This window comes from Falsiroseomonas sp. RANM36, from assembly GCF_056682175.1.
Window position 1 is genome coordinate 288035 of record NZ_JBWXTD010000007.1, and the last position, 21173, is coordinate 309207.

21 protein-coding genes are annotated in these 21173 nt (G+C 71.4%); 12 read left to right on the forward strand and 9 right to left on the reverse strand.

The window, feature by feature from the left end; all coding sequences use genetic code 11:
• From AC1MIR_RS25525 to AC1MIR_RS25545, 5 genes are all read left to right on the forward strand, one after another.
• On the forward strand, positions 1-1363 hold a 1363-nt coding region (locus tag AC1MIR_RS25525; RefSeq protein ID WP_480030979.1), incomplete at its 5' end, for a type III PLP-dependent enzyme domain-containing protein.
• 37 nt (positions 1364-1400) lie between these two features.
• Positions 1401-2819 carry a homospermidine synthase gene (locus AC1MIR_RS25530; protein ID WP_480030980.1) on the forward strand — a complete coding sequence of 473 codons (1419 nt, stop codon included), beginning with the start codon at positions 1401-1403 and terminating at the stop codon, positions 2817-2819.
• Between the two features lie 109 nt (positions 2820-2928).
• Positions 2929-3924 carry a D-erythronate dehydrogenase gene (denD, locus tag AC1MIR_RS25535; protein ID WP_480030981.1) on the forward strand — a complete coding sequence of 332 codons (996 nt, stop codon included), beginning with the start codon at positions 2929-2931 and terminating at the stop codon, positions 3922-3924.
• The gene (locus tag AC1MIR_RS25540; protein WP_480030982.1) at positions 3921-4859 is read left to right on the forward strand and encodes a 2-hydroxyacid dehydrogenase; all 939 of its coding nucleotides are present in this window, start codon (positions 3921-3923) and stop codon (positions 4857-4859) included. The genes denD and AC1MIR_RS25540 overlap by 4 nt, the downstream gene beginning before the upstream one ends.
• Positions 4860-4960: 101 nt before the next feature.
• Positions 4961-5713, forward strand: coding sequence for a PRC-barrel domain-containing protein (locus AC1MIR_RS25545; protein WP_480030983.1), 753 nt, complete (start codon positions 4961-4963; stop codon positions 5711-5713).
• Positions 5714-5726: 13 nt separating this feature from the next.
• Here AC1MIR_RS25545 and AC1MIR_RS25550 read toward each other — a convergent pair whose 3' ends face one another.
• Genes AC1MIR_RS25550 through AC1MIR_RS25560 form a run of 3 tightly spaced genes read right to left on the reverse strand, consistent with a single transcriptional unit; the run spans position 5727 to position 9551 of the window.
• On the reverse strand, positions 5727-7430 hold the full coding sequence (locus tag AC1MIR_RS25550; RefSeq protein WP_480030984.1) for an ABC transporter permease subunit: 1704 nt from the start codon (positions 7428-7430) through the stop codon (positions 5727-5729).
• A 13-nt stretch (positions 7431-7443) separates the two neighbouring features.
• Positions 7444-8478, reverse strand: a complete 1035-nt coding sequence (locus AC1MIR_RS25555; protein WP_480030985.1) for an extracellular solute-binding protein — start codon at positions 8476-8478, stop codon at positions 7444-7446.
• Entirely contained in the window at positions 8475-9551 is a 1077-nt protein-coding gene (locus AC1MIR_RS25560) for an ABC transporter ATP-binding protein (protein WP_480030986.1), read from the reverse strand. Before AC1MIR_RS25560 ends, AC1MIR_RS25555 begins: the two co-directional genes overlap by 4 nt.
• A 251-nt stretch (positions 9552-9802) precedes the next feature.
• On the opposite strand from AC1MIR_RS25560, the gene AC1MIR_RS25565 reads away from it, so the two are divergent.
• From AC1MIR_RS25565 to AC1MIR_RS25580, 4 genes are read left to right on the forward strand one after another with little or no spacing between them, the layout of a single operon-like run.
• A complete protein-coding gene (locus AC1MIR_RS25565; protein WP_480030987.1) occupies positions 9803-10834 on the forward strand; it encodes an ABC transporter substrate-binding protein in 1032 nt (343 codons plus the stop codon).
• Positions 10827-11621 (forward strand): ABC transporter ATP-binding protein, encoded by a 795-nt coding sequence (locus AC1MIR_RS25570; RefSeq protein WP_480030988.1) that lies wholly within the window; start codon positions 10827-10829, stop codon positions 11619-11621. Before AC1MIR_RS25565 ends, AC1MIR_RS25570 begins: the two co-directional genes overlap by 8 nt.
• Before the next feature lie 10 nt (positions 11622-11631).
• A complete protein-coding gene (locus tag AC1MIR_RS25575; RefSeq protein WP_480030989.1) occupies positions 11632-12492 on the forward strand; it encodes an ABC transporter permease in 861 nt (286 codons plus the stop codon).
• On the forward strand, positions 12489-13817 hold the full coding sequence (locus AC1MIR_RS25580) for a cytosine deaminase (RefSeq protein WP_480030990.1): 1329 nt from the start codon (positions 12489-12491) through the stop codon (positions 13815-13817). Before AC1MIR_RS25575 ends, AC1MIR_RS25580 begins: the two co-directional genes overlap by 4 nt.
• A gap of 6 nt (positions 13818-13823) precedes the next feature.
• On the opposite strand, the gene AC1MIR_RS25585 is transcribed toward AC1MIR_RS25580, so the two are convergent.
• On the reverse strand, positions 13824-14405 hold the full coding sequence (locus tag AC1MIR_RS25585; RefSeq protein WP_480030991.1) for an NAD(P)H-dependent oxidoreductase: 582 nt from the start codon (positions 14403-14405) through the stop codon (positions 13824-13826).
• A gap of 56 nt (positions 14406-14461) precedes the next feature.
• Between AC1MIR_RS25585 and AC1MIR_RS25590 the strand changes: the two genes are divergently transcribed.
• The 3 genes from AC1MIR_RS25590 (at position 14462) to AC1MIR_RS25600 (ending at position 16515) form a co-directional block, all read left to right on the forward strand.
• Positions 14462-14899, forward strand: coding sequence for a cupin domain-containing protein (locus AC1MIR_RS25590; protein WP_480030992.1), 438 nt, complete (start codon positions 14462-14464; stop codon positions 14897-14899).
• Positions 14899-15480, forward strand: a complete 582-nt coding sequence (locus AC1MIR_RS25595) for an NAD(P)H-dependent oxidoreductase (RefSeq protein WP_480030993.1) — start codon at positions 14899-14901, stop codon at positions 15478-15480. The genes AC1MIR_RS25590 and AC1MIR_RS25595 overlap by 1 nt, the downstream gene beginning before the upstream one ends.
• A gap of 66 nt (positions 15481-15546) precedes the next feature.
• Positions 15547-16515, forward strand: a complete 969-nt coding sequence (locus AC1MIR_RS25600; protein WP_480030994.1) for a tripartite tricarboxylate transporter substrate binding protein — start codon at positions 15547-15549, stop codon at positions 16513-16515.
• A 112-nt stretch (positions 16516-16627) separates the two neighbouring features.
• On the opposite strand, the gene AC1MIR_RS25605 is transcribed toward AC1MIR_RS25600, so the two are convergent.
• Genes AC1MIR_RS25605 through queA form a run of 5 tightly spaced genes read right to left on the reverse strand, consistent with a single transcriptional unit; the run spans position 16628 to position 21049 of the window.
• Positions 16628-17287, reverse strand: a complete 660-nt coding sequence (locus AC1MIR_RS25605) for a type 1 glutamine amidotransferase (protein ID WP_480030995.1) — start codon at positions 17285-17287, stop codon at positions 16628-16630.
• Between the two features lie 25 nt (positions 17288-17312).
• Positions 17313-18365, reverse strand: a complete 1053-nt coding sequence (queG, locus tag AC1MIR_RS25610; protein ID WP_480030996.1) for a tRNA epoxyqueuosine(34) reductase QueG — start codon at positions 18363-18365, stop codon at positions 17313-17315.
• Complete coding sequence (gene queF / locus AC1MIR_RS25615; RefSeq protein ID WP_480031009.1) at positions 18352-18786, reverse strand: preQ(1) synthase; 435 nt, start codon at positions 18784-18786, stop codon at positions 18352-18354. Before queF ends, queG begins: the two co-directional genes overlap by 14 nt.
• A 29-nt stretch (positions 18787-18815) precedes the next feature.
• Positions 18816-19946, reverse strand: a complete 1131-nt coding sequence (gene tgt / locus AC1MIR_RS25620; protein WP_480030997.1) for a tRNA guanosine(34) transglycosylase Tgt — start codon at positions 19944-19946, stop codon at positions 18816-18818.
• Positions 19943-21049 (reverse strand): tRNA preQ1(34) S-adenosylmethionine ribosyltransferase-isomerase QueA, encoded by a 1107-nt coding sequence (gene queA, locus AC1MIR_RS25625; RefSeq protein WP_480030998.1) that lies wholly within the window; start codon positions 21047-21049, stop codon positions 19943-19945. The genes tgt and queA overlap by 4 nt, the downstream gene beginning before the upstream one ends.
• Positions 21050-21173 lie beyond the last annotated feature (124 nt).

The window sequence follows — 21173 nt, forward strand, 5'->3', positions numbered from 1 at the left end:
GCGGCCGGCGCCCCCCCCCCCCCCCCCCCCCGCCGCCCCCCCCCGCGGGGGGGGGGGGGGGCGGGGGGGGCGTCCTGCCACCCTGCGCTTCGGAACCCCTGCGATGACCGATCTCCGCTTCCGCGGCGCCGTCAGCCCGCTCTCCCGCGCGCCTGGCGGCGCGACGCTCCGCCGCCCCGACCAGAAGCTCCCCCGGAGCGTGGACGCCCTCGTCGCGCGCCTGCGCCCGGAGGCGCCGCTGCACTGCATCCGCCCCGCCACCATCGCGGGCGCGGCCCGCGCCTTCCTGGCGGCCTTCCCCGGCGAGACGCTCTACGCCGTGAAGTGCAACCCGGAGCCCGCGGTGCTGCGCGCCCTCTGGCGCGGCGGCGTGCGCCGCTTCGACTGCGCCTCGGAGGCCGAGGTGCGGCTGGTGCGGACCATGTTCCCCGAGGCCGCGATCCACTTCATGCACCCCGTCAAGTCTCGCGCTGCCATCCGCGAGGCCTGGCAGCACCAGGGCGTGCGCGACTTCGTGCTCGACAGCGCGGAGGAGCTCGCGAAGATTCGCGAGGAGACCGGGAGCGGCGAGGGACTTGGCCTGGTCGTGCCGGAGGCGCGCGGGCTGATCGTGCGGCTCGCGCTGCCGAAGGGCGGCGCGATGTACGACCTCTCCGGCAAGTTCGGCGCCGCGCCGGCGGACGCCGTCGCGCTGCTGCGCGCCGCGCGGCCGCATGCGGCGACGCTCGGCGTCAGCTTCCATGTCGGCAGCCAGTGCCTGGACCCCGCCGCCTATGCCCGCGCCATCGCGCTGGCCGCGCAGGTGATCCGGGAGGCGGGCGTGGCGGTGGACCTGCTCGATGTCGGCGGCGGCTTCCCGGTCGCCTACCCCGATGTCGTGCCGCCGCCGCTCTCCGCCTTCATGGCGGCGATCCGCGCGGCCGTCGCGGCCGAGGGCCTTTCCGGCCTGACGCTGTGGGCGGAGCCCGGCCGTGCGCTGGTCGCCGCCGGCACCTCGGTCGTACTGCAGGTCCAGCACCGGCGGGGCGACGCGCTGTTCGTGAATGACGGCGTCTATGGCGCGCTGTCGGATGCGGGCGTGCCGGGCTTCCGCTTCCCGGTGCGGCTGCTGCGCGACAGCGCAGCGCCTGCGCAGGCCTTCGCCTTCTTCGGCCCCACCTGCGACAGCGCGGACCACATGAAGGGTCCGTTCCTGCTGCCCGCGGATGTCGCCGAGGGCGACTGGATCGAGGTCGGCCAGCTCGGCGCCTATGGCGCGGCGCTGCGCACCGCCTTCAACGGCTTCGACCGGGCCGGCATCGCCGAGGTGGCGGACCTGCCGCTGCTCGCGACGCCGGGCTACGAGATCGGGAAGGCCGCCTGAGCGGCCTTCCCTCCACCCCCTAAGGGAGACGACGACGATGAAGCACGCGACCTTCCGCGGGCGCCTGGTCATGCTCGGCTTCGGCTCGATCGGCCAGGGCGTCCTGCCCCTCATCATCCGCCACATCGACATCGCCCGCGACGACATCACCATCGTCACCGCCGAGCCGCGCGGCCGCGAGGTCGCGGCCGAATACGGCATCCGCTTCATCGAGCAGCCGGCGACGCGCGAGAATTTTTCCGCGTTGCTCTCGCCATTGCTGCGGGCCGGCGACTTCCTCCTGAATCTGTCCGTCGATGTGTCGTCCGTCGCGCTGATGAAGCTCTGCCAGGAGCTCGACGTGCTCTACCTCGACACCGTCGTGGAGCCTTGGGCCGGCGGCTACACCGATCCCTCGCTCACGCCGTCCCAGCGCTCGAACTACGCGATGCGCGAGGAAGCGGTGGCGCTGCGCGAGATGGCCAGGGGCGGCCCGACCAGCGTCACCGCGCATGGCGCCAATCCGGGCCTGGTCAGCCATTTCGTGAAGCAGGCGCTGCTCGACATCGCCCGCGGCACCGGCGCGCCCGTGGCCACTCCGCCGCCGGCCGCGGACCGCGCGGCCTGGGCGCGCATCGCGGCCGATCTCGGCGTGAAGGTGATCCACATCGCGGAGCGCGACACGCAGGTCGGCAACCGCCCGAAGAAGCCTGGCGAGTTCGTCAACACCTGGTCGGTGGACGGCTTCGTGGGCGAGGGCTGCCAGCCCGCCGAGCTCGGCTGGGGCACGCATGAGAAGGCGCTGCCGGCGGACGGCCACCGCCACGGCTTCGGCTGCGACGCGGCGATCTACCTGATGCGCCCCGGCGCCTCCACGCGCGTGCGCACCTGGACGCCGCTGGAGGGCCCGTTCCACGGCTTCCTGATCACGCACAACGAAAGCATTTCGATCGCCGACTACTACACGCTGCGCGATGCCGAGGGCGGCGTGCTGTATCGCCCGACCGCGCACTACGCCTACCATCCCTGCGACGACGCGGTGCTGTCGGTGCACGAACTCGCCGGCAAGAACTGGGAGATGCAGCCCGAGAAGCGGCTCATGACGGACGAGATCGTCTCCGGCATGGACGAGCTCGGCGTGCTGCTCTGCGGCCACGCCAAGGGCGCCTACTGGTATGGCTCCCGCCTGACCATCGGCGAGGCGCGGGAGCAGGTGCCGCACAACAACGCCACCTCGCTGCAGGTCACGGCGGCGGTGCTGGCCGGCGTGATCTGGGCCATCGAGAACCCGCGCCGCGGCCTGGTCGAATCCGACGAGATGGACCATGACCGCATCCTCGAGATCTGCCGGCCCTATCTCGGCGAGGTCGTCGGCGTCTATTCCGACTGGACCCCGCTGCACGACCGCGGCGTGCTGTTCCCGGAGGAAGTGGACCACACCGACCCCTGGCAGTTCCGCAACATCCGCGTTGCCTGATCGCGTCCGCGCCCTTCCTCGCGCCGGCGGGGGAGGGCGTGCAGGCCGCTCGCCTTCCTAACCCGCCCATTCCGCCTTAGCCTGCGCCCTGGTTCGGGAGGGTCCAGGCATGCATGTCCTCGTCATCGGCGCCGCCGGCATGGTCGGCCGCAAGCTCGTCGCGCGGCTCGCCGCGGATGGCGCGGTCGGCGGGCGGCCCGTCACGAAGCTCAGCCTGGTGGACGTGGTCGCGCCGCAACTGCCGGAGGGCATGGCGGGCGAGGCCTGGGCCGCCGACATCTCCGCCGGCGGCGCCGCGGACCGCATGATCGCCGGCCGGCCGGAGCTGATCTTCCACCTCGCCGCCATCGTCTCCGGCGAGGCCGAGGCCGATTTCGACAAGGGCTACCGCATCAACCTGGACGGCACGCGCCTGCTGTTCGAGGAGATCCGCCAGGAATCGCTGCGCGCCGCCGGCGAGGGCGCGGAATACAAGCCGCGGGTGGTCTTCACCTCCTCCATCGCCGTCTTCGGCGCGCCCTTCCCGGACGCGATCGGCGACGAGTTCTTCACCACCCCGCTCACCAGCTACGGCACGCAGAAGGCGATCGGCGAGCTGCTGCTGGCCGACTATTCCCGCCGCGGCTTCTTCGACGGCGTCGGCATCCGCCTGCCCACCATCTGCATCCGCCCCGGCCTGCCGAACAAGGCGGCCAGCGGCTTTTTCTCCGGCATCCTGCGCGAGCCGCTGGCGGGGAAGGAGGCCGTGCTGCCCGTGCCCGACACGGTGATGCACTGGCACGCCAGCCCGCGCGCCGCCGTCGGCTTCCTGTTGCATGCCGCGACGCTCGACACCGGCCCGCTCGGCGCAAGGCGCAACCTGACCATGCCGGGCCTGGCCGCGACCGTCGCCGAGCAGATCGAGGCGCTGCGCCGCGTCGCCGGCGACAAGGCCGTCGCCCTGATCAGGCGCGAGCCCGACGAGACCATCATGAGGATCGTCGCCGGCTGGCCCCGCCGCTTCGACGCGAAGCGCGCGGAATCGCTCGGCTTCCAGGCCGAGAAGAGTTTCGACGAGATCATCCGCGTGCATGTCGAGGACGAGCTGATGGGGAAGGTGCCGTGAAGCCCGGCGTACTCGTCGTCGGGGAACTGCCGGACTGGGATCTGGAAGCGCTGGCCGAGCGCTTCGAGGTCCATCTCTACTACGCCACGGCGGACAAGCCGGGCATGCTCGCGCGGCACCGCGACACCATCCGCGCCATCGCGACGAAGGGCGAGGTCGGCGCCAGCGCCGAGCTGATGGATGCGCTGCCACGGACGGAAATCATCGCCTGCTACGGCGTCGGCTACGACCTGATCGACGTGCCCGCCGCCAAGGCGCGTGGCATCCGCGTGTCGAACACGCCGGACGTGCTGACCGAGGAAGTGGCGGACATGGCCATGGGCCTGCTGCTCGCCGCCGCCCGCCGCATTCCCGCCGGCGATGCCTGGGTGCGCGACGGGTCCTGGAGGACCAAGGGCGCGATGCCGCTGCAGACGCGCGTCTGGGGCAAGCGCATCGGCATCGTCGGGCTGGGCCGCATCGGCAGCGCCATCGCCCGCCGCGCCGAGGCCTTCCGCATGCCCATCGCCTACAGCGCGCGGCAGAAGAAGGACGTGCCCTACGACTGGCATCCCACGCCTGCGGCGCTGGCGCCGCATGTGGACATCCTGATGGTGGCCGCCGCCGGCGGCGCCGCGACCAAGGGCCTGGTGGACAGGGCGGCGATCGAGGCGCTGAAGCCCGGCGCCATCTTCTGCAACGTCTCGCGCGGCACGGTGGTGGACGAGGCCGCGCTGCTCGCCGCGCTGCGCACGCGCCGCATCGCTGCGGCGGGGCTGGACGTCTTCCTCAACGAGCCGGACATCGACCCGGAATTCCTCGCCTTCGACCATGTCGTGCTGCAACCCCACGCGGCCAGCGCCACGGTGGAGACGCGCAAGGACATGGGCGCGCTGATGCGGGCCAACCTGGAAGCGCAGATGGAGGGCCGCCCGCTGCCGACGCCTGTGGCCTGACCCGCCCTCGGGGGAACCGGCGGGGCTGCCGTGGCGTATAGATGTTCCAAGCGCCTCCGCCCCGCGCGGGCGGCAGGCGGCCAACGGGAGAGGAGGCGGCGATGCTCTGGCGATCCACGACTCTCTTCGGCAGCGGCATCAGGGCGCGGGACGGCGCGATCGGGCGCATCGCCGACCTGCTGTTCGATCAGGCCGGCTGGAGCGTGCGCTGGGTGGTGGTGGACACCGGCACCTGGCTTCCCGGCCGGCAGGTGCTGCTGCCGCCCTCCTGCTTCGGGCCGCCCGGCGGCACGACCCTGGAATATCCGGTGGACCTGACCCGGCAGCAGGTGAAGGAGAGCCCGGAGATCGGCTTCGACGCGCCGGTGTCGCGGCAGTATGAATCCCGTCTCTACGGTCACTACGGCTGGACGCCCTATTGGAGCCTCGGCGTCGTTCCGCCCTTCGCCGCGCCGGTGGCCATGCCCGCGGCCGCCGGGCCGCCGCGCCCGGCCCCGGAAACGCCGCCGGAGCCGTCCGGCGATCCGCATCTGCGCAGCGCGCGCGAGGTCACGGGCTATCATGTCCACGCCACCGACGGCGACATCGGCCATGTCGAGGAATTCGTGGTGGACGATGCGCCCTGGACGATCCGCTATGTGGTCGTGGACACCGCGAACTGGTGGCCGTCGCGCAAGGTGCTGCTCTCGCCCCGCTGGTTCCGCGGGATCGATTGGACCCTGCGGCAGGTGCAGGTGACCGTCACGCGGGACCAGGTGAAGGCGAGCCCCGACTACGACCCCGCCGCCCTGCTTGCCCGCGACCACGAGGCGCGGCTGCACGCGCATTACCGCGAGCGCCCCTACTGGAGTTGATCCGCCGGCGGCCTCAGCGGCGCCAGACGCGATCCAGCGGCATCAGCCGGTTGACCAGCAGCAGCAGCGCGACCGTCACCAGGATGAAGATCGTGCTGATGGCGTTGACCGTATTCTCCAGGCTGAAGGTCGCCTCGGCATAGATGCGCACCGGCAGCGTCTGCATCCGCGCCGTGGTCAGGAAGGCGGTGACGGTGACCTCGCCGAAGGAGTTGAGGAAGCCGATCACGCAGGCCACGCCGATCCCGGGGCCGAGCTGCGGCAGGATCACGCGCCGGAACACCCGGGAAGGCGTGGCGCCGAGCCCGCCCGCAGCTTCCTCCAGGCTGCGGTCGAGCTGCGCGACGGAAGCCCGCAGCAGCAGCAGCATGAAGGGCGCGATCAGCACCACATGCACCGCGAGGATGCCGAGGAAGGGCGGCACCATGTTGAACCATTGCAGCAGCCGCAGCATGCCGAGGCCGATCGCGATCCCCGGCAGCGCCAGCGGCAGCACATAGAGCGCGCCGAGCGCCTCCCGCCCGGCGAAGCCGCCGCGCACCAGGGCGAAGGCGGCCGGCAGGCAGATCGCCAGCGCGATGGCGACCGCGCAGAGCGCGAGCTGCAGGCTGGTCCAGGCATCCTCGAGGTAGCGCGGGTTCTCCAGGATCAGCGCGTACCATTTCAACGTGAAGCCGACGAACTGCGCGACCGTCGCCTGCGGCGTGTCGTTGACGCTCGCGACGGCGACGAGCAGCAGCGGAAAGATCAGCAGCAGGATCGCGACCGCCAGCAGCAGGCGCGAGACAAGGGGCGCCACCGCTTCCGCCACCGCCACCACCGCGCGGCGCAGCGCCGGCGGCAGCGTCAGGCGCGGCAGCGGCGGGCGGCCGGGGATCCAGGGCGTCAGCAGCGCGATGGCGCGGCCGATCAGGAAGGTCGCCGCCACGCCCGCGAACAGCATCAGCATCGCGAGCGCGGAGGCGAGGGGATAGTTCATCACCTCGATGCCTTCCTTCAGCACGATCATGCCGCTGACCAGCACTTTCCGGCCGCCCACCAGCGCGGCCGAGACGTAGGATTCCGAAGCGAGCAGGAAGGTGATGACAAGGCCCGCGCGCAGCCCGGGCAGCGACAGCGGCAGGATCACCCGCCAGAAGCGCGTCGCCGGCCCGGCGCCGAGGCTCGTCGCGGCCTCGTCCAGGCGCTTCTCCTGGCCTTCCAGCACGTCGTAGAGCGCCAGCACCATGAAGGGCAGGAACACCTGCGTCAGCGCCAGCCCCACCGCGAACCAGCCGAACAGCAGGTCCGGCCGCGGCAGGCCGAGCTCGACCGCGAGGGAGGCGACGATGCCGCGCGGCGCCAGCAGCAGGATGATGCCGAGCGAGCGCACCACGACATTCGTCAGCAGCGGCACCAGCACGATGGCGAAGCCGAGCGGCTTCCAGCGCGGCGGCAGCCGCGTGAGCCACAGCGCCAGCGGATAGCCGAGCACCGCGCAGGCGGTCGCCACGCCAACGCCGAGCAGAAGCGTGTTGAGGAACACACGCATGTAGAAGCGGTCGCCGACCAGCTCCACATACTGCTCGCCGGACGGCACCAGCGAAATCGGGTCGAACATCCCGCCCGTCTGCTGCACAGACAGCAGCGCCACCGCGCCGAGCGGCGCGGCGAAGGCGGCGAGCAGCCAGATGCCGTAGGGCAGGGCCAGCAGGCCCGAGCCGACCCTGCCCGTCATGGGTTGCGCTGCGTCAGCCCGCGATCTCGCGGGTGAAGCGGGAAGACCAGCGCGGCTCGTTCTGCGCCACCACCGCCCAGTCGAAGTCCACGAGCTTCTTCACCTGCTCCTCGCCCATCACCAGCTTCGCCGCGAGGTCGGCGGGCAGCGTCAGGTTGGTGATGGTCGGGCTGTAGTAGATCTGCTCGGCATAGGCCTTCTGGCATTCCGGCGAGAGATGCAGGTTCACCCAGGCCTCGGCCAGCGCCTGGTTGCGCGTGCCGGTGGTGATGCAGGCGACGTTCATCGCCACCACCTGCCCCTCGGTCGGGTCGGCGATCACGATGTTGGGGTTGCGCGTCTCGGCATAGCGGCGGGTGAAGCTGCCGAACTCCACGCTGGCGGCGCCGACGCCGCTGTCGAACATGCCGTAGAGCTGGTCCTGGCTGCCCTGGATGGCGGCGAAGGGCTTGAGGCGCGCGATGTTCTGGAAGGCCGGGTCGATGTTCGTCTCGCTGCCGCCCCAGACCTTGGCCGACATCAGCAGCGCGGAGGTGCCCTGCGCGCCGGGATAGGTCGGCCAGATCACCTTGCCCTTCAGGTCGTCGCGCCAGAAGTCCTTCCAGGAGGTCATCGGCGCGGCGACCATGCGGCGGTCATAGACCACCGTCACCGGGTTGAACGCGACGCCGTAGCCGCCCTGCCGCGCCAGCGGATAGAGATTGGCGAAGTTCGGCACGTTGGCGGTCGGCGCCTGCGTCACGCCGTCGCGCACCGCCTGGCGGCTTTCCGAGATGTTCAGGTACAACACGTCGAAGGAGGGCCGCCCACGCTCCGCATAGGCGCGCGCGCGCCGTTCCGTGGTGCCGCCGAGCACGAAGTTGATCTTCACGCCGTGCTGCTGCTCCAGCGGCGTGGCGCAGTACTGGCGGACGATGCGCTCCTGCGCGCCGCCCCAGACGCCGACGGTGAGTTCGTCGCCGCGCCGGATCTGCGCGACGGCATCCTTGCCCCAGATGGCTGGCGCGGCGAGCGCGGCGCCAAGCAGGGCGCGACGTGATGTGGTCATGCGGCTTCTCCCGATGCGGATGAAAAGTCCTCGATCCAGCTCATCGCCTCCGCCGGCGCGACAAGGGCGACCTCGGCGCCGGGGGCGAAGGCCGGCTCGGCGGTGGGGCGGCGGACGCGCAGGCGATGCGGGCCGAGCGCGACGTCGTAGTGCACGGCGTCATCCAGCCGCGTCGCCGCTTCGATGCGGGCGGCGGCAACCAGCGGCGCCTCCGTCTCACCGCCCGGCGGCAGCAGCCGCAGCCGCGCGGCGCGCAGCACGAGATGCGTGGGCCGCGTGCCGGCCTGCAGCGGAACGGGCGGCAGGCCCGGCGCGCGGAACAGCCCGGCCTCCGCCCGGCCTTCCAGCACGCTGCGCGCGCCGAGGAAACGGGCGGTGAAGAGGTGGCGCGGACGCTCCGTCAGCTCCGCCGGGCTCGCGCATTCCACGATGCGGCCGCGATCCATCACCGCAACACGGTCGGCGAGCGCCAGCGCCTCCTCCTGGTCATGGGTGACGAACAGCGTGGTGATGCCGGCTTGCGTGCGCAGCCGGGCGATCTCCTCGCGCATCTCCACGCGCAGCCCGGCATCGAGGTTGGACAGCGGCTCGTCCAGCAGCAGCAATTCGGGCCGGATCACCAGCGCGCGGGCCAACGCCACGCGCTGCTGCTGCCCGCCCGACATCCGCGCCGGGTAGCGGTCCGCCAGACGGTCCAGCCCGACCATCGCCAGCGCCTCCGCAACGCGCGATCTGCACTCGGCACGCGACAGGTTGCGCATCTCGAGCCCGAAGGCGACGTTCCCCGCGGCGGTCAGGTGCGGGAACAGCGCGTAGTTCTGGAAGACCATGCCGATCTGCCGGCGGTGCGGCGGATCGCGCTCCACCGCGCGGCCGCCGATCAGGATCCGGCCGGCATCGGGCGTGATGAAGCCCGCCACGAGGCGCAGCGTGGTGGTCTTGCCGCAGCCCGAGGGGCCGAGCAGCGCGATGCACTCGCCGCGTGCGACATCGAGCGAAACGCCGTCCACGGCGGCCGTGGCGCCGTAGCGCTTGACCAGCCCGTCGAGGCGGAGATGCGGGGCGGATTGCACGCGAGGAGGGTAGGCAATCCCGGTGCCACGCCGCCAGCCGGGCGCTGCGCGGATTCCAGGGGCATCCCTGCCGTCCGCTGCCCATTTTTTTTGCGTCTGCCCGCTTTCGCGCCGTGGCCCGGGCGGGCTATGCCGTCGCTGGTTGGCCGACACCCTGGCACGGCCCTTGCTGCGCGGGGGCGGACTGCCACCCGGCAGGGCCCGCGCCGCCTGACGGCGCGCGGCCGAGACGCGACGGAGGATCCACCCGCATGGGCACCACGAACCGCACCCGCTACCGCATCGAGCGACGCGCCCTGCTCGGCGGCGGCGCCGCCTTCGTCCTGGCCGCCGTTCCCGGCGCCCGCGTGCCGCTGGCGCAGAGCCTCGACAAGGTCTCCTTCCAGACCAATTGGCGCGCCCAGGCCGAGCATGGCGGCTACTACCAGGGCGTCGCCGCCGGCATCTACCGCCGCCACGGGCTGGACGTGGAGGTCCGCATGGGCGGGCCGCAGCAGAACCCCGCGCAGCTGCTGCTCGCCGGGCGCGTGGACATGATCATGTCCAACGGCTTCCAGGCGCTGAACTACGTGCGCGAGAACCTGCCCTTCATGACGATCGGCGCGATCATGCAGAAGGATCCGCAGATCCTGATGACGCATGAGGGCAACGGCATCAATTCCTTCGAGGACATGAAGGGCCGCCCGATCCTGGTCGGCGCCTCCGGCCGCACCACCTACTGGCCGTTCCTGCGCCGCCGCTTCGGCTTCACCGACGAGCAGATCCGCCCCTACACCTTCAACGTCGCCCCCTTCCTGGCCGACCGCATGGCGATCCAGCAGGGCTTCCTCTCCTCCGAGCCCTATGCGGCGATCGAGGGCGGGGCGCGGCCGAAGGTCTTCCTGATCGCCGATGCCGGCTACAGCAACTACAACACCACCATCGACATCTCCCGCCGCATGGTGAGCGAGAAGCGCGACGTGGTGCAGCGCTTCGTCAACGCCACGATCGAAGGCTGGACGCAATACATGACCGGCCAGGGGATCGAGGCGGCGAACGCCCTGATCAAGCGCGACAACCCCGAGATGACGGACGCCAAGATCGCCTACGCGATCCGCGTGATGAACGAGCAGGGCATCGTGAAGTCGGGCGATGCGCTGACCCTCGGGATCGGCGCCATGACGGACGCGCGCTGGCAGTCCTTCTACGAGACGATGCGCGATGTCGGCCTCTATCCCGCCGGCATGGACGTGAAGCGCGCCTACAGCCTGGACTTCGTGAACAAGCGGGTCGGCCTTGCCTGACCATGCCTTCGGCGCGGCGGCCGGCGTGACGGCGGAACCTCCCGTCGTCACCCTGCGCGGCGTGGCCAAGCGCTACGCCAACGGCACGCTGGCCGTGCAAGGGGTGGATCTGGCGATCGGGCAGGGGGACTTCATCTCCCTGCTCGGGCCTTCCGGCTGCGGCAAGTCCACCGTGCTGCGCATGATCGCCGGGCTCATGGGGCCGAGCCAGGGCAGCATCGAGATGGCCGCCGGCGGCCAGGTCTCGGGCGATATCGGCTTCGTCTTCCAGGAGCCGACGCTGATGCCCTGGTCGAGCGCGCTGAAGAACGTGATGCTGCCGCTGCGCCTGGCCGGCATGCCGCGCAGCGAGGCCGAGGACCGGGCCGCGGCGGCGCTGGCCGAGGTCGGACTCAAGGGCTTCGAGAAGGCCTATCCCCGCGCGCTGTCGGGGGGGATGAAGATGCGCGTCTCCATCGCCCGCGCGCTGGTCACCAAGCCGCGCCTGCTGTTGATGGACGAGCCCTTCGCCGCGCTCGACGAGATCACGCGCCACCGGCTGAACAACGATCTGCTCACGCTCTGGGCGCTCGAGCGCTTCACCGCGGTCTTCGTCACCCATTCGGTGTTCGAGAGCGTCTATCTCTCCCGCCGCATCGTCGTGATGGCCGCGCGCCCGGGCCGCGTCGTGGAGGATATCGAGGTGAACGCCCCCTATCCGCGCGGCGAGGCTTTTCGCACGTCGGCCGACTACGCGGCGCATTGCCGCGCCGTGTCGGAGGCGCTGCATGGCGCCATGGGTGAATAGGAGGCCGCGCGTGGGTGTTTCCGTCTCCGCCAACGAAGTCGCCGACGCGCCGCAGGAGGCGCGGGAGAGGACCATCCTCGGCCTCACCGCCGAGGGCTGGGCGCGCATCCTCGCCCCGCTCGCCATCGGCGTCATCGCGCTCGGCCTCTGGGAATGGGCGGTGCGCGCGAACGAGGTCCCCTCCTACATCCTGCCCGGCCCCATCGAGATCGGCCGCACGCTGATCCGGGACTGGCATACGCTGCAGGTCTCGCTCTGGATCACGCTGCAGATCACCTTCGCGGCGCTGTTCGTCGCGGCCGTGCTCGGGCTCGCGCTGGCGGTGCTGTTCGCGCAGTCGCGCGTGATCGAGCTCTCGCTGTTTCCCTATGCGGTGATCCTGCAGGTCACGCCGATCGTCGCCATCGCGCCGCTGATCATCATCTGGGTGGACGACATCCGCCTGGCCCTGCTGATCTGCGCCTGGATCGTCGCCTTCTTCCCGATCCTGTCGAACACCACGCTCGGGCTCAACAGCGCCGACCACAACCTGCAGGACCTGTTCCGGCTCTATCGCGCCAGCCGCTGGCAGGTGCTGATGCGCCTGCGCCTGCCGACCGCCATGCCCTATTTCCTCGGCGGGCTGAAGATCTCGGGCGGGCTCGCGCTGATCGGCGCCATCGTCGCGGAATTCGTCGCCGGCACCGGCGGGCGCGCCTCCGGCCTCGCCTACCGCATCCTGGAATCCGGCTACAACCTGCAGATCCCGCGCATGTTCGCCGCGCTGGTCCTCGTCTCGGCCACCGGCATCGCGATCTTCCTCGCGATGACGCTGGTCTCGCATCTCGCGCTGCGCCACTGGCACGAAAGCGCGATGAAGGAACGCAAGTGAAGGATCTTCTCCAGCGCGCCGGCGGCCGGTTCTGGCTGCGCAATGCGCGCGCGCCCGGCGTGCTGGTGCCGGGGCTCGACGCCGACCGCGACCAGGACGGGCTGATCCGCCTCGACATCCGCATCGAGGACGGCAAGGTCGCGGCCGTCGCGCTGCCCGGCACCGCGCCGGACGGCGTGGACCTTGCCGGCGGGCAGGTCTGGCCGGCGCCGGTTGACGCCCACACCCATCTCGACAAGGGCCATATCTGGCCGCGCACCCGCAACCCGGAAGGCAGCTTCATCGGCGCGCTGACCGCCGTGATGTCCGACCGCAACGCCGCCTGGAGCGGCGAGGACATCCGCGCCCGCGCCGATTTCGCGCTGCGCTGCGCCTATGCGCATGGCACGGTCGCGATCCGCACCCATCTCGACACCTACCTGCCGCACGCCATGACCACCTGGCGCGTGATGCGGGAGCTGCGCGAGGCCTGGGCCGGGCGCATCGCCATCCAGATGTCCTCGATCTGCCCGCTCGATCGATTCTCCGGCCCGGACGGCAAGGCGCTGGCCGATCTCGTCGCCGCCTCCGGGGGCGTGCTCGGCATGGTGACGCGCCCCTCCGGCGGCATCCATGACGACCTGCCGCCGGGCTTCCAGCAGGAGCTCGACACCTTCTTCGCACTCGCGGAGGAACGCGGCCTCGACCTCGACCTGCATGTGGACGAAAGCGGCGAGACCGGCGCCCGCGCCCTGCGCGAGATCGCGCTGACCGCGCTCAAGCGGAAATTCAAGGGCCGCATCCAGTGCGGCCATTGCTGCTCGCTGGCGATCCAGCCGGAGGATTTCGCGCGCGAGACCATCGCCCGCGTGGCCGAGGCCGGCATCGACATCGTCGTGCTGCCGATGTGCAACATGTATCTGCAGGACCGCGTGCCGGGCCGCACCCCGCGCTGGCGCGGCGTGACGCTGGTGCATGAGATGCGCGCCGCCGGCATCCGCGTCTCCGTCGCCTCCGACAACACGCGCGATCCCTTCTACGCCTATGGCGATCTCGACATGGTGGAGGTGTTCCGGGAAGCCACGCGCATCCTGCATCTCGACCACCCCTTCGGCGACTGGTACCGGGCCGCGGGCGCGAACCCGGCCGAGGCGATGGGGCTGCAGGGCAGGGGGCTGATCGCCGCCGGCGTGCCGGCGGACCTGATCCTGTTCTCCGCCCGCTTCATGACGGAGCTGCTCTCCCGCCCGCAATCGGACCGCATCGTGCTGCGCGACGGCCGCGTGCTGGACGCCACCGCGCCACATTGGCGCGAGCTGGACGCGGTGGTGGGCGTTTCGGGCTAGCCGACGCTACCACCTCGCGAAATGCGCCCGCACGCGCTGCACGAAGGCCTCGCATTCGGCGCGCGTGCGCTGGTCCATGCGCGTCAGCGTCACCCACTCCACCTTGCAGTCGCGCGCGCAGAGCCGCCGCATGCCGCGCCCGAACAGCTTGCGGTCGATCCGCCCGATGTACCACAGCAGCCAGGTCGGCGAGCCATAGGTGGTCACAACGGCGATGCGGCGGATGTTCGTCAGAGCCGGCTCGATCGCGCCAGCGCCGAGATGGAACGCCACGCCAGGCGCCCAGACGCGGTCGAACCAGCCCTTCAGGATCGCCGGCATGCCATACCACCAGGTCGGATGCACCAGCACCAGCGCCTCCGCACGGCGAAGCGCGGCGACATGGTCCTCGATGCCCTGCAGGTTGTCCGGCACGTCGTGGTAGCGCCCGCGTTCCTCCGCGCTCAGCACCGGGTCGAAGCGCTCGGCATAGAGGTCGCGCAACTCCACCGCATGGCCTGCCGCCTCCAGCGCGGCCTTCGCGGCATCCCGCAACCCCGCCGCCAGGCTGTCCTCGCGCGGATGGGCATAGATCATCAGCACCTGCATGCCGCCCGCCTAGCAAGCGGCGGGCCGGATGCGCAACGGCAGAAGGAGACGGCCCGATGATGACCGCCCCGGTGATCGGCAAGCGCGCGAAGGACCTGCGCGGCTTCCGCATCGCGCCGAACGACACCAACTACTTCGCCTGCCTCTTCGATCCGCTGGAGGACGGCGTCTCCTTCACCCTCGTCGTCGAGATCTTCGAGCCGGGCGGCCGCACGCCGCCCAACACGCACCAGGCGGCCGAGGAATGCTTCGTCGTCCTCGCCGGCAACGGCAAGGCCTATGCCGATGGCGCCGAGATGCCGATCGGCCCCGGCGACGCCTTCGTGCTGCGCCCGGGCGTGGAGCACGTGGTCGTCAACGACACGAACGAAAAGCTCTACTGCCTGACGCTGATGGCGCCGAACGAGGGCTTCGCGGAGCTGATCCGCAACGGCACGCCGGTGGATCTCGCGCCGGAGGACATCGCCGTGCTCACCGGCGCGGGCCGCGCCTGATGCGCGTGCTCTACCTCTACGCCCATCCGCTGCCCGACAGCTTCCACGCCGCCATCCGCGACGCGGCGCGCGAAGGGCTGCGCCAGGCGGGTCACGAGGTGGATCTCTGCGACCTTTACGCCGAGCGCTTCGACCCGGTGCTGAGCGCCGCCGAACGCCGCGGCTACCACGCCGTGCCGGACAACCGCGCGCCGGTCGAGGACTATATCCGCCGCGTGGAGCGCGCGGAGGCCTTCGTGCTCTCCTTCCCCACCTGGTCCTTCGGCCTGCCCGCGATCCTCAAGGGCTTCTTCGACCGCGTCTTCGTCCCCGGCGTGTCCTTCACGCTGCAGGATGGCGTCGCGCGGCCGAATTTCGGGCATATCCGCAAGATCGCCGGCATCAGCACCTATGGCCGGCCGTGGTGGAACGCGCTGTTTGTCCTCGATCCGCCGCGGATGGCCGTCACGCGCTACCTGCGCGCGCTGACCGGCTGGCAGGCGCAGGTGCAGTATCTCGCGCTCTACGACATGAACCGGGCGACCGAAGCGCGCTGCGGCGCCTTCCTCGCGAAGGTGCAGCGGGAGATGGCGCGCTTCTGACCCTGGCTTGCCCTCCGCGCGCGATTTGGCGATGGTGCGCGCCGAATTCGCAGGGAGGAAACCGGGATGATCCGCATCGCCCGCCGTGGCGCGCTCGGCGCGCTTGCCATCGCCCTTGCCGCGCCGCGCCTCGCCGCCGCGCAGGGCAACACCATCCGCATCGTCGTGCCCTTCGGGCCCGGCGGCTCCACCGATGCCGTGGCGCGCCTCGTCTCGCCGGGTCTCACGCAGCGCCTCGGCGCGAACGTGGTTGTGGAGAACCGCTCCGGCGCCGCCGGCTCGATCGGCGCGGATGCGGTGGCGAAGGCACGGCCGGACGGGCTGACCTGGCTGCTCACCTTCGACAGCCACGCGACGATCTCCGCGCTGCTGCGCAACCCGCCCTTCGACCTGATGAAGGACCTCGATCCGGTCATGCTGATCGGGGGCTCGCCCTATTCCATCGCGACCAAGGCGGACAAGCCCTTCCGCAGCTTCGCCGATGTCATCGCCGCGGCGAAGGCGCGGCCGGACGCGGTTTCCTACGGCTCCACCGGCAATGGCACGATCGGCCATCTCACGATGATCCTGCTGGGCGAGGCGGCGGGCATCAAGATGACGCATGTGCCGTATCGCAGCGGCGGCCTGGCGGTGAACGACGCGGTGGCCGGCACGGTGGACATGATGATCGGCTCCTCCGCGCTGCTGTTGCCGCACATCAAGGGCGGCACGCTGCGCCCGCTGCTGCAGTTCGGCCCGCAGCGCCTCTCGGGCCTGCCCGACACCCAGACCTCCACCGAGGCCGGCTTCCCCAACCTGATCGCCGAGGCCTGGTGGGGCGTCTTCGCGCCGCATGGCACGCCGGCGCCGATGGTCGCCCGCATGAACGCCGCGCTGCGCGAGACGCTGCAGGAGCCGCGCGTGCAGCAGGTGATGACGGAGACCCAGCAGGCGCGCCTGGTGATGTCCTCGCCCGAGGATTTTGCGCGCTTCTTCGCCGCCGAGGTGGAGAAGTGGGGCCGCGTGGTGCGCGCCAGCGGTATCCAGCCGGACTGATTTTTTCGGCTGCCCTCAGACGGCGGGCGCGCGCTCCGCGCGCTTGCCTTCGCGCCACTCGGCGCGGCGCGCCTTCGCGCGCTCGGCCGGCTGCGCCGCCCGCCTCGCTGCGTCACTCCTCCGTCGCGCGCCGCAGCAACCACGCATACAGCGCCGTGCGCGCCGCCTCGCGCGCCGGGTAGATCCGCGCGCTCTCCGCCGCCAGCGCCGCCGCATCCACCAGCCCCGGCGGCGTGTAGCGCTCGGCCCAGTCCTGCATGATCGCGGGCGTCGCTTCCGGGTGGAACTGCACCCCGATCGCGCGCGGCAGTGCGAAGGACTGCACCGTGTCCTGATCCTCGGCCAGTACGGCAGCGCCGGGGGGCGCGGTGATGGCATCGCCGTGCCAGCGCGGCCAGGGCCCGGCCAGCACCGGATCCTCCGCGCGCGCGATGCCGAACCAGCCGCGGAAGAAGCGCCCGTCCTGCATGCGCGCCGAATTCCCGCCCGCCGCGGCCGCCATCATCTGCGCGCCGAAGCAGATGCCGATGGTCGGCCGCCGGCGCGCCATGCGTTCGGCCAGCAGCGCCCTTTGCCGCGCGATCCAGGGAATATGCGTGTCGTAGGCGCCATGCGGCGAGCCGAGCGAGACCAGCAGCTCCGCCTCCGCGATCTCCTCCGCCGCCGCGGCCTCGCCGGCGACCACGCGCAGCGCATGGCCCTGCGCGGCGAGCCACGCGCCGAAGGCGCCTTCCGGCGCGCTCTCGCTGTTGCGCAGGATCAGGATCTGCATCGGGTTCTCGTCGGGCGGAGGTCGTTCAGGCGGGCAGCCGCGCCACCGCCCAGCGCGCGCATTCGGCAACCACCGGGTCTGCATCCTCGCACAGCGCCTGCGCCACAGGCCTCAGCGCCGCATCGTCCGAGTTGCCGATCGCCACCAGCACGTTGCGGACGAAGCGGTCGCGCCCGATGCGCTTGATCGGGCTGCCGCTGAACAGCGCGCGGAAGCCCGCATCGTCCAGCGTCGCGAGCTCCGCCAGCTTCGGCGCGGCGAGCTCCGCGCGCGGCGCGAAGGCGGGCTCGCTGTGCGCGCGCGCGAACTTGTTCCAGGGGCACACCGCCAGGCAATCGTCGCAGCCATAGATGCGGTTGCCCATGCGCGGGCGGAGGTCCTCGGGGATCGGCCCGCGATGCTCGATCGTCAGGTAGGAGATGCAGCGCCTGGCATCCAAGCGATAGGGCGCGGGAAAGGCATCGGTCGGGCAGATGCGCAGGCAGGCATCGCAAGACCCACAGTGATCTGCGCCAACCTCATCCGGCTCCAGCGCCAACGTACAAAAGACCTCGCCGAGGAAGAGCCAGGAGCCATGCGCGCGGGAGACCAGGTTGGTGTGCTTGCCCTGCCAGCCGAGGCCGGCCTGCTGCGCCAGCGGCTTCTCCATCACCGGCGCGGTGTCCACGAAGACCTTGAGGTCGGTGCCCTTGAAGCGATGCGCCATCCACTGCCCGAGCCGCTTCAGCCGCCCCTTCACCACATCGTGGTAGTCGCGGTTGCGGGCATAGACGCTGATCGTCGCGCGGTCGCGGCGGGCCAGTGTCGCCAGCGGATCCTCCTCCGGCGCGTAGTTGACGCCGAGCGAGATCACGCTCACCGCCTCGGGCCACAGCGCGCGCGGATGCGCCCGCTGTTCGGCGCGTTCCTGCATCCAGCCCATGCTGCCGTGATGCCCGTCCGCCAGGAAGGTCGCGAGCCGTTCCCGCACCTCGTCGGCCAGATGCGCGCGCGCGAAGCCCACCGCGTCGAAGCCGAGCGCGAGCGCCTGCGCGCGGATCGCGTCCCGTGCGGCGCCGCTGCGCTCACCCCCGCCCACGATAGGGCGCCACCCCCTGGTCCGGAATCCACACGCCCTCCGGCGGCGTGCCGGTCTGGAAGAACACGTCGATCGGGATGCCGCCGCGCGGATACCAGTAGCCGCCGATGCGCAGCCATTCGGGATCGAGCAGTTCCACGATCCGCTTCGCGATCCCCACCGTGCAGGCCTCGTGGAAGGCGCCGTGGTTGCGGAAGCTGGTCAGGAACAGCTTGAGCGACTTGCTCTCCACCAGCCATTGGCCCGGGATGTAGTCGATCACGAGATGCGCGAAGTCGGGCTGACCCGTCAGGGGGCAGAGCGAGGTGAATTCGGGTGCGACGAAGCGCACGCAGTACCGTGTGCCCGGATGCGGGTTCGGCACGCGTTCCAGCACCGCTTCCTCGGGCGAGCGGGGCTGCTCGACATGCTGGCCGAGCATCGTCAGGCCGGAGACGTCGGTCTTGATCGTCATGCCGCTTTCCTCTCCGCCTCGCCCTCGGCCCAGCCGGCTTCGATCGTGGCGGCCTCGGCCTCGAAGCGGCCCTCGACGATGGCGCGGCGCAGGCGCGCCATCAGCGTCTGGTAGTAGCGGATGTTGTGCCAGGTCAGCAGGATCGGCCCGAGCATCTCCTCCGCCTTGATCAGATGATGCAGATAGGCGCGGGAATGCCGCGTGCAGGCCGGGCAGTCGCAATCGGGATCGAGCGGGGAGGGATCCTCCGCGTGTCGCGCATTGCGCAGGTTCAGCACGCCGCGGCTGGTATAGGCGCGGCCCGTGCGCCCGCTGCGCGTCGGGATCACGCAATCGAACATGTCCACGCCGCGCCGGACCGACGCGATGAGGTCGCCGGGCGTGCCCACGCCCATCAGGTAGCGCGGCGCCTGCGCAGGCAGCAGCGGCGTCGTGGCATCCAGCACCCGAAGCATCTCGGCCTGGCCCTCGCCCACCGCCAGCCCGCCGATCGCATAGCCCTCGAAGCCGATGCCGGTCAGCGCCGCGACGCTCTCGGCGCGCAAATCGTCGAAGGTGCTGCCCTGCACGATGCCGAACAGCCCATGGCCCTCGCACGGCACGAAGGCCTCCCGGCAGCGCGCGGCCCAGCGCATGGACAGCCGCATGCTGAGCGCCGCCTGCTCATGCGTGGCGGGGAAGGGCGTGCATTCGTCGAAGCACATCGTCACATCGGCGCCCAGCAGGTGCTGGATCTCCACGCTGCGCTCCGGCGTGAGGCGGTGATACGAGCCGTCCACATGGCTGCGGAAGGTCACGCCATCCGCGTCCATCTTCCGCAGTCCCGTCAGGCTCATCACCTGGAAACCGCCGGAATCCGTCAGGATCGGCCCGCGCCAGTCCATCAGCCGGTGCAGCCCGCCGAGCCGCGCGACGCGCTCCGCCCCCGGCCGCAGCATCAGGTGATAGGTGTTGCCGAGCACCATCCGCGCGCCGGTGGAGCGCACCGCGTCCGCCGTCATCGCCTTCACCGTGCCGGCGGTGCCGACCGGCATGAAGACCGGCGTCGGCACCTCGCCATGGGCCGTGTGCAGCGTGCCCGCGCGCGCCGCGCCGTCGGTCGTGGTCAGCGTCCAGTGCAGGGTCATGCCGGCAGATCCTGCTCGCAGCGGAACAGCAGGCTGGCATCGCCATAGGAGAAGAAGCGGTATTCCTGGGCGATGGCATGCGCATAGGCCGCGCGCATCCGCCGCGTGCCGCTGAAGGCCGAGACCAGCATCAGCAGCGTGGATTTCGGCAAATGGAAGTTTGTCAGCAGCGCATCCACCGCGCGGAAGCGGAAGCCCGGCAGGATGTAGAGGTCGGTCAGCCCGCGGAAGGGCGCAACCGTCCCGTCTTCCAGCGCGGCCGTCTCCGTCACGCGCATCGCCGTGGTGCCGAGCGCCACCACGCGCTTCCCCGCCGCGCGCGCCGCGTTGATCGCCGCCGCCGCATCCTCCCCGATCTCCGCCCATTCGCGGTGGATGTGGTGCCGGCGCGGATCGTCCTCGCGCACCGGCAGGAAGGTGCCGGCGCCGACATGCAGCGTCACCGTCGCGCGCATAACGCCGCGCGCATCCAGCGCCGCCAGCAGCCGGTCCGTGAAGTGCAGGCTCGCGGTCGGCGCGGCGACGGCGCCGGGGCGCTTCGCGAAGATCGTCTGGTAGTCCGCGGCGTCCTCGGCCCGCGGCCCGCCCTCGCGCTGGATGTAGGGCGGCAGCGGCACCTCGCCGGCCTGCTCCAGCGCCGCGGCCAGCGCGGCCTGGTCGGGGCCGAAATCGAGCAGCGCCGTGCCGCCCTCGCGCTCCACCACGCGGGCGATGCAGCCCTCCGCGCCCTCGATGGCGACCTCGTCGCCCGGCCGCAGCCGCCGCGCGTTGCGCACCAGCGCTTGCCACAGGACATGGCCGCCCGGGGCCCCCTCGGCGCGGTTCAGCATGATCTCCACCCGCGCATCGCCGCGCTTGCCATGCAGCCGCGCCGGGATCACCCGCGTGTCGTTCACCACCAGAAGGTCGCCGGGATCGAGCAGCGCCGGCAGGTCCAGCACGCCGCGATCGGCCAGCCCGCCCTCGCGCACCACCAGCAGACGCGCGGAATCGCGCGGCCGCGCGGGCGCCTGGGCGATCAGGCGCTCGGGCAGTTCGTAGTCGAAATCCTCCGTGCGGAGCGGCGGGCCCTCCGCGCGGGAGGGGGGAGGGGCCTCCGGCATGACCGGCGCATGTGGCCCGCCCCCGCCGCCTTGTCCAGCGCCGGCTGCCGGCGCGGGGCCGGGCCCGCCCCCGGCGGGCCCCCCCGGGGGGGCGCCCCGGGGGGCGGGGGGCGGCCCAACGAAG

Bases quoted from the DNA above. Each gene is read 5' to 3' on its own strand.
- AC1MIR_RS25530 (WP_480030980.1), top strand. From the start codon at position 1,401: ATGAAGCACGCGACCTTCCGCGGGCGCCTGGTCATGCTCGGCTTCGGC.
- denD (WP_480030981.1), top strand. From the start codon at position 2,929: ATGCATGTCCTCGTCATCGGCGCCGCCGGCATGGTCGGCCGCAAGCTC.
- AC1MIR_RS25545 (WP_480030983.1), top strand. From the start codon at position 4,961: ATGCTCTGGCGATCCACGACTCTCTTCGGCAGCGGCATCAGGGCGCGG.
- AC1MIR_RS25550 (WP_480030984.1), bottom strand. From the start codon at position 7,430: ATGACGGGCAGGGTCGGCTCGGGCCTGCTGGCCCTGCCCTACGGCATC.
- AC1MIR_RS25555 (WP_480030985.1), bottom strand. From the start codon at position 8,478: ATGACCACATCACGTCGCGCCCTGCTTGGCGCCGCGCTCGCCGCGCCA.
- AC1MIR_RS25565 (WP_480030987.1), top strand. From the start codon at position 9,803: ATGGGCACCACGAACCGCACCCGCTACCGCATCGAGCGACGCGCCCTG.
- AC1MIR_RS25585 (WP_480030991.1), bottom strand. From the start codon at position 14,405: ATGCAGGTGCTGATGATCTATGCCCATCCGCGCGAGGACAGCCTGGCG.
- AC1MIR_RS25590 (WP_480030992.1), top strand. From the start codon at position 14,462: ATGATGACCGCCCCGGTGATCGGCAAGCGCGCGAAGGACCTGCGCGGC.
- AC1MIR_RS25595 (WP_480030993.1), top strand. From the start codon at position 14,899: ATGCGCGTGCTCTACCTCTACGCCCATCCGCTGCCCGACAGCTTCCAC.
- AC1MIR_RS25600 (WP_480030994.1), top strand. From the start codon at position 15,547: ATGATCCGCATCGCCCGCCGTGGCGCGCTCGGCGCGCTTGCCATCGCC.
- AC1MIR_RS25605 (WP_480030995.1), bottom strand. From the start codon at position 17,287: ATGCAGATCCTGATCCTGCGCAACAGCGAGAGCGCGCCGGAAGGCGCC.
- queF (WP_480031009.1), bottom strand. From the start codon at position 18,786: ATGCTCGGCCAGCATGTCGAGCAGCCCCGCTCGCCCGAGGAAGCGGTG.
- tgt (WP_480030997.1), bottom strand. From the start codon at position 19,946: ATGACCCTGCACTGGACGCTGACCACGACCGACGGCGCGGCGCGCGCG.
- queA (WP_480030998.1), bottom strand. From the start codon at position 21,049: ATGCCGGAGGCCCCTCCCCCCTCCCGCGCGGAGGGCCCGCCGCTCCGC.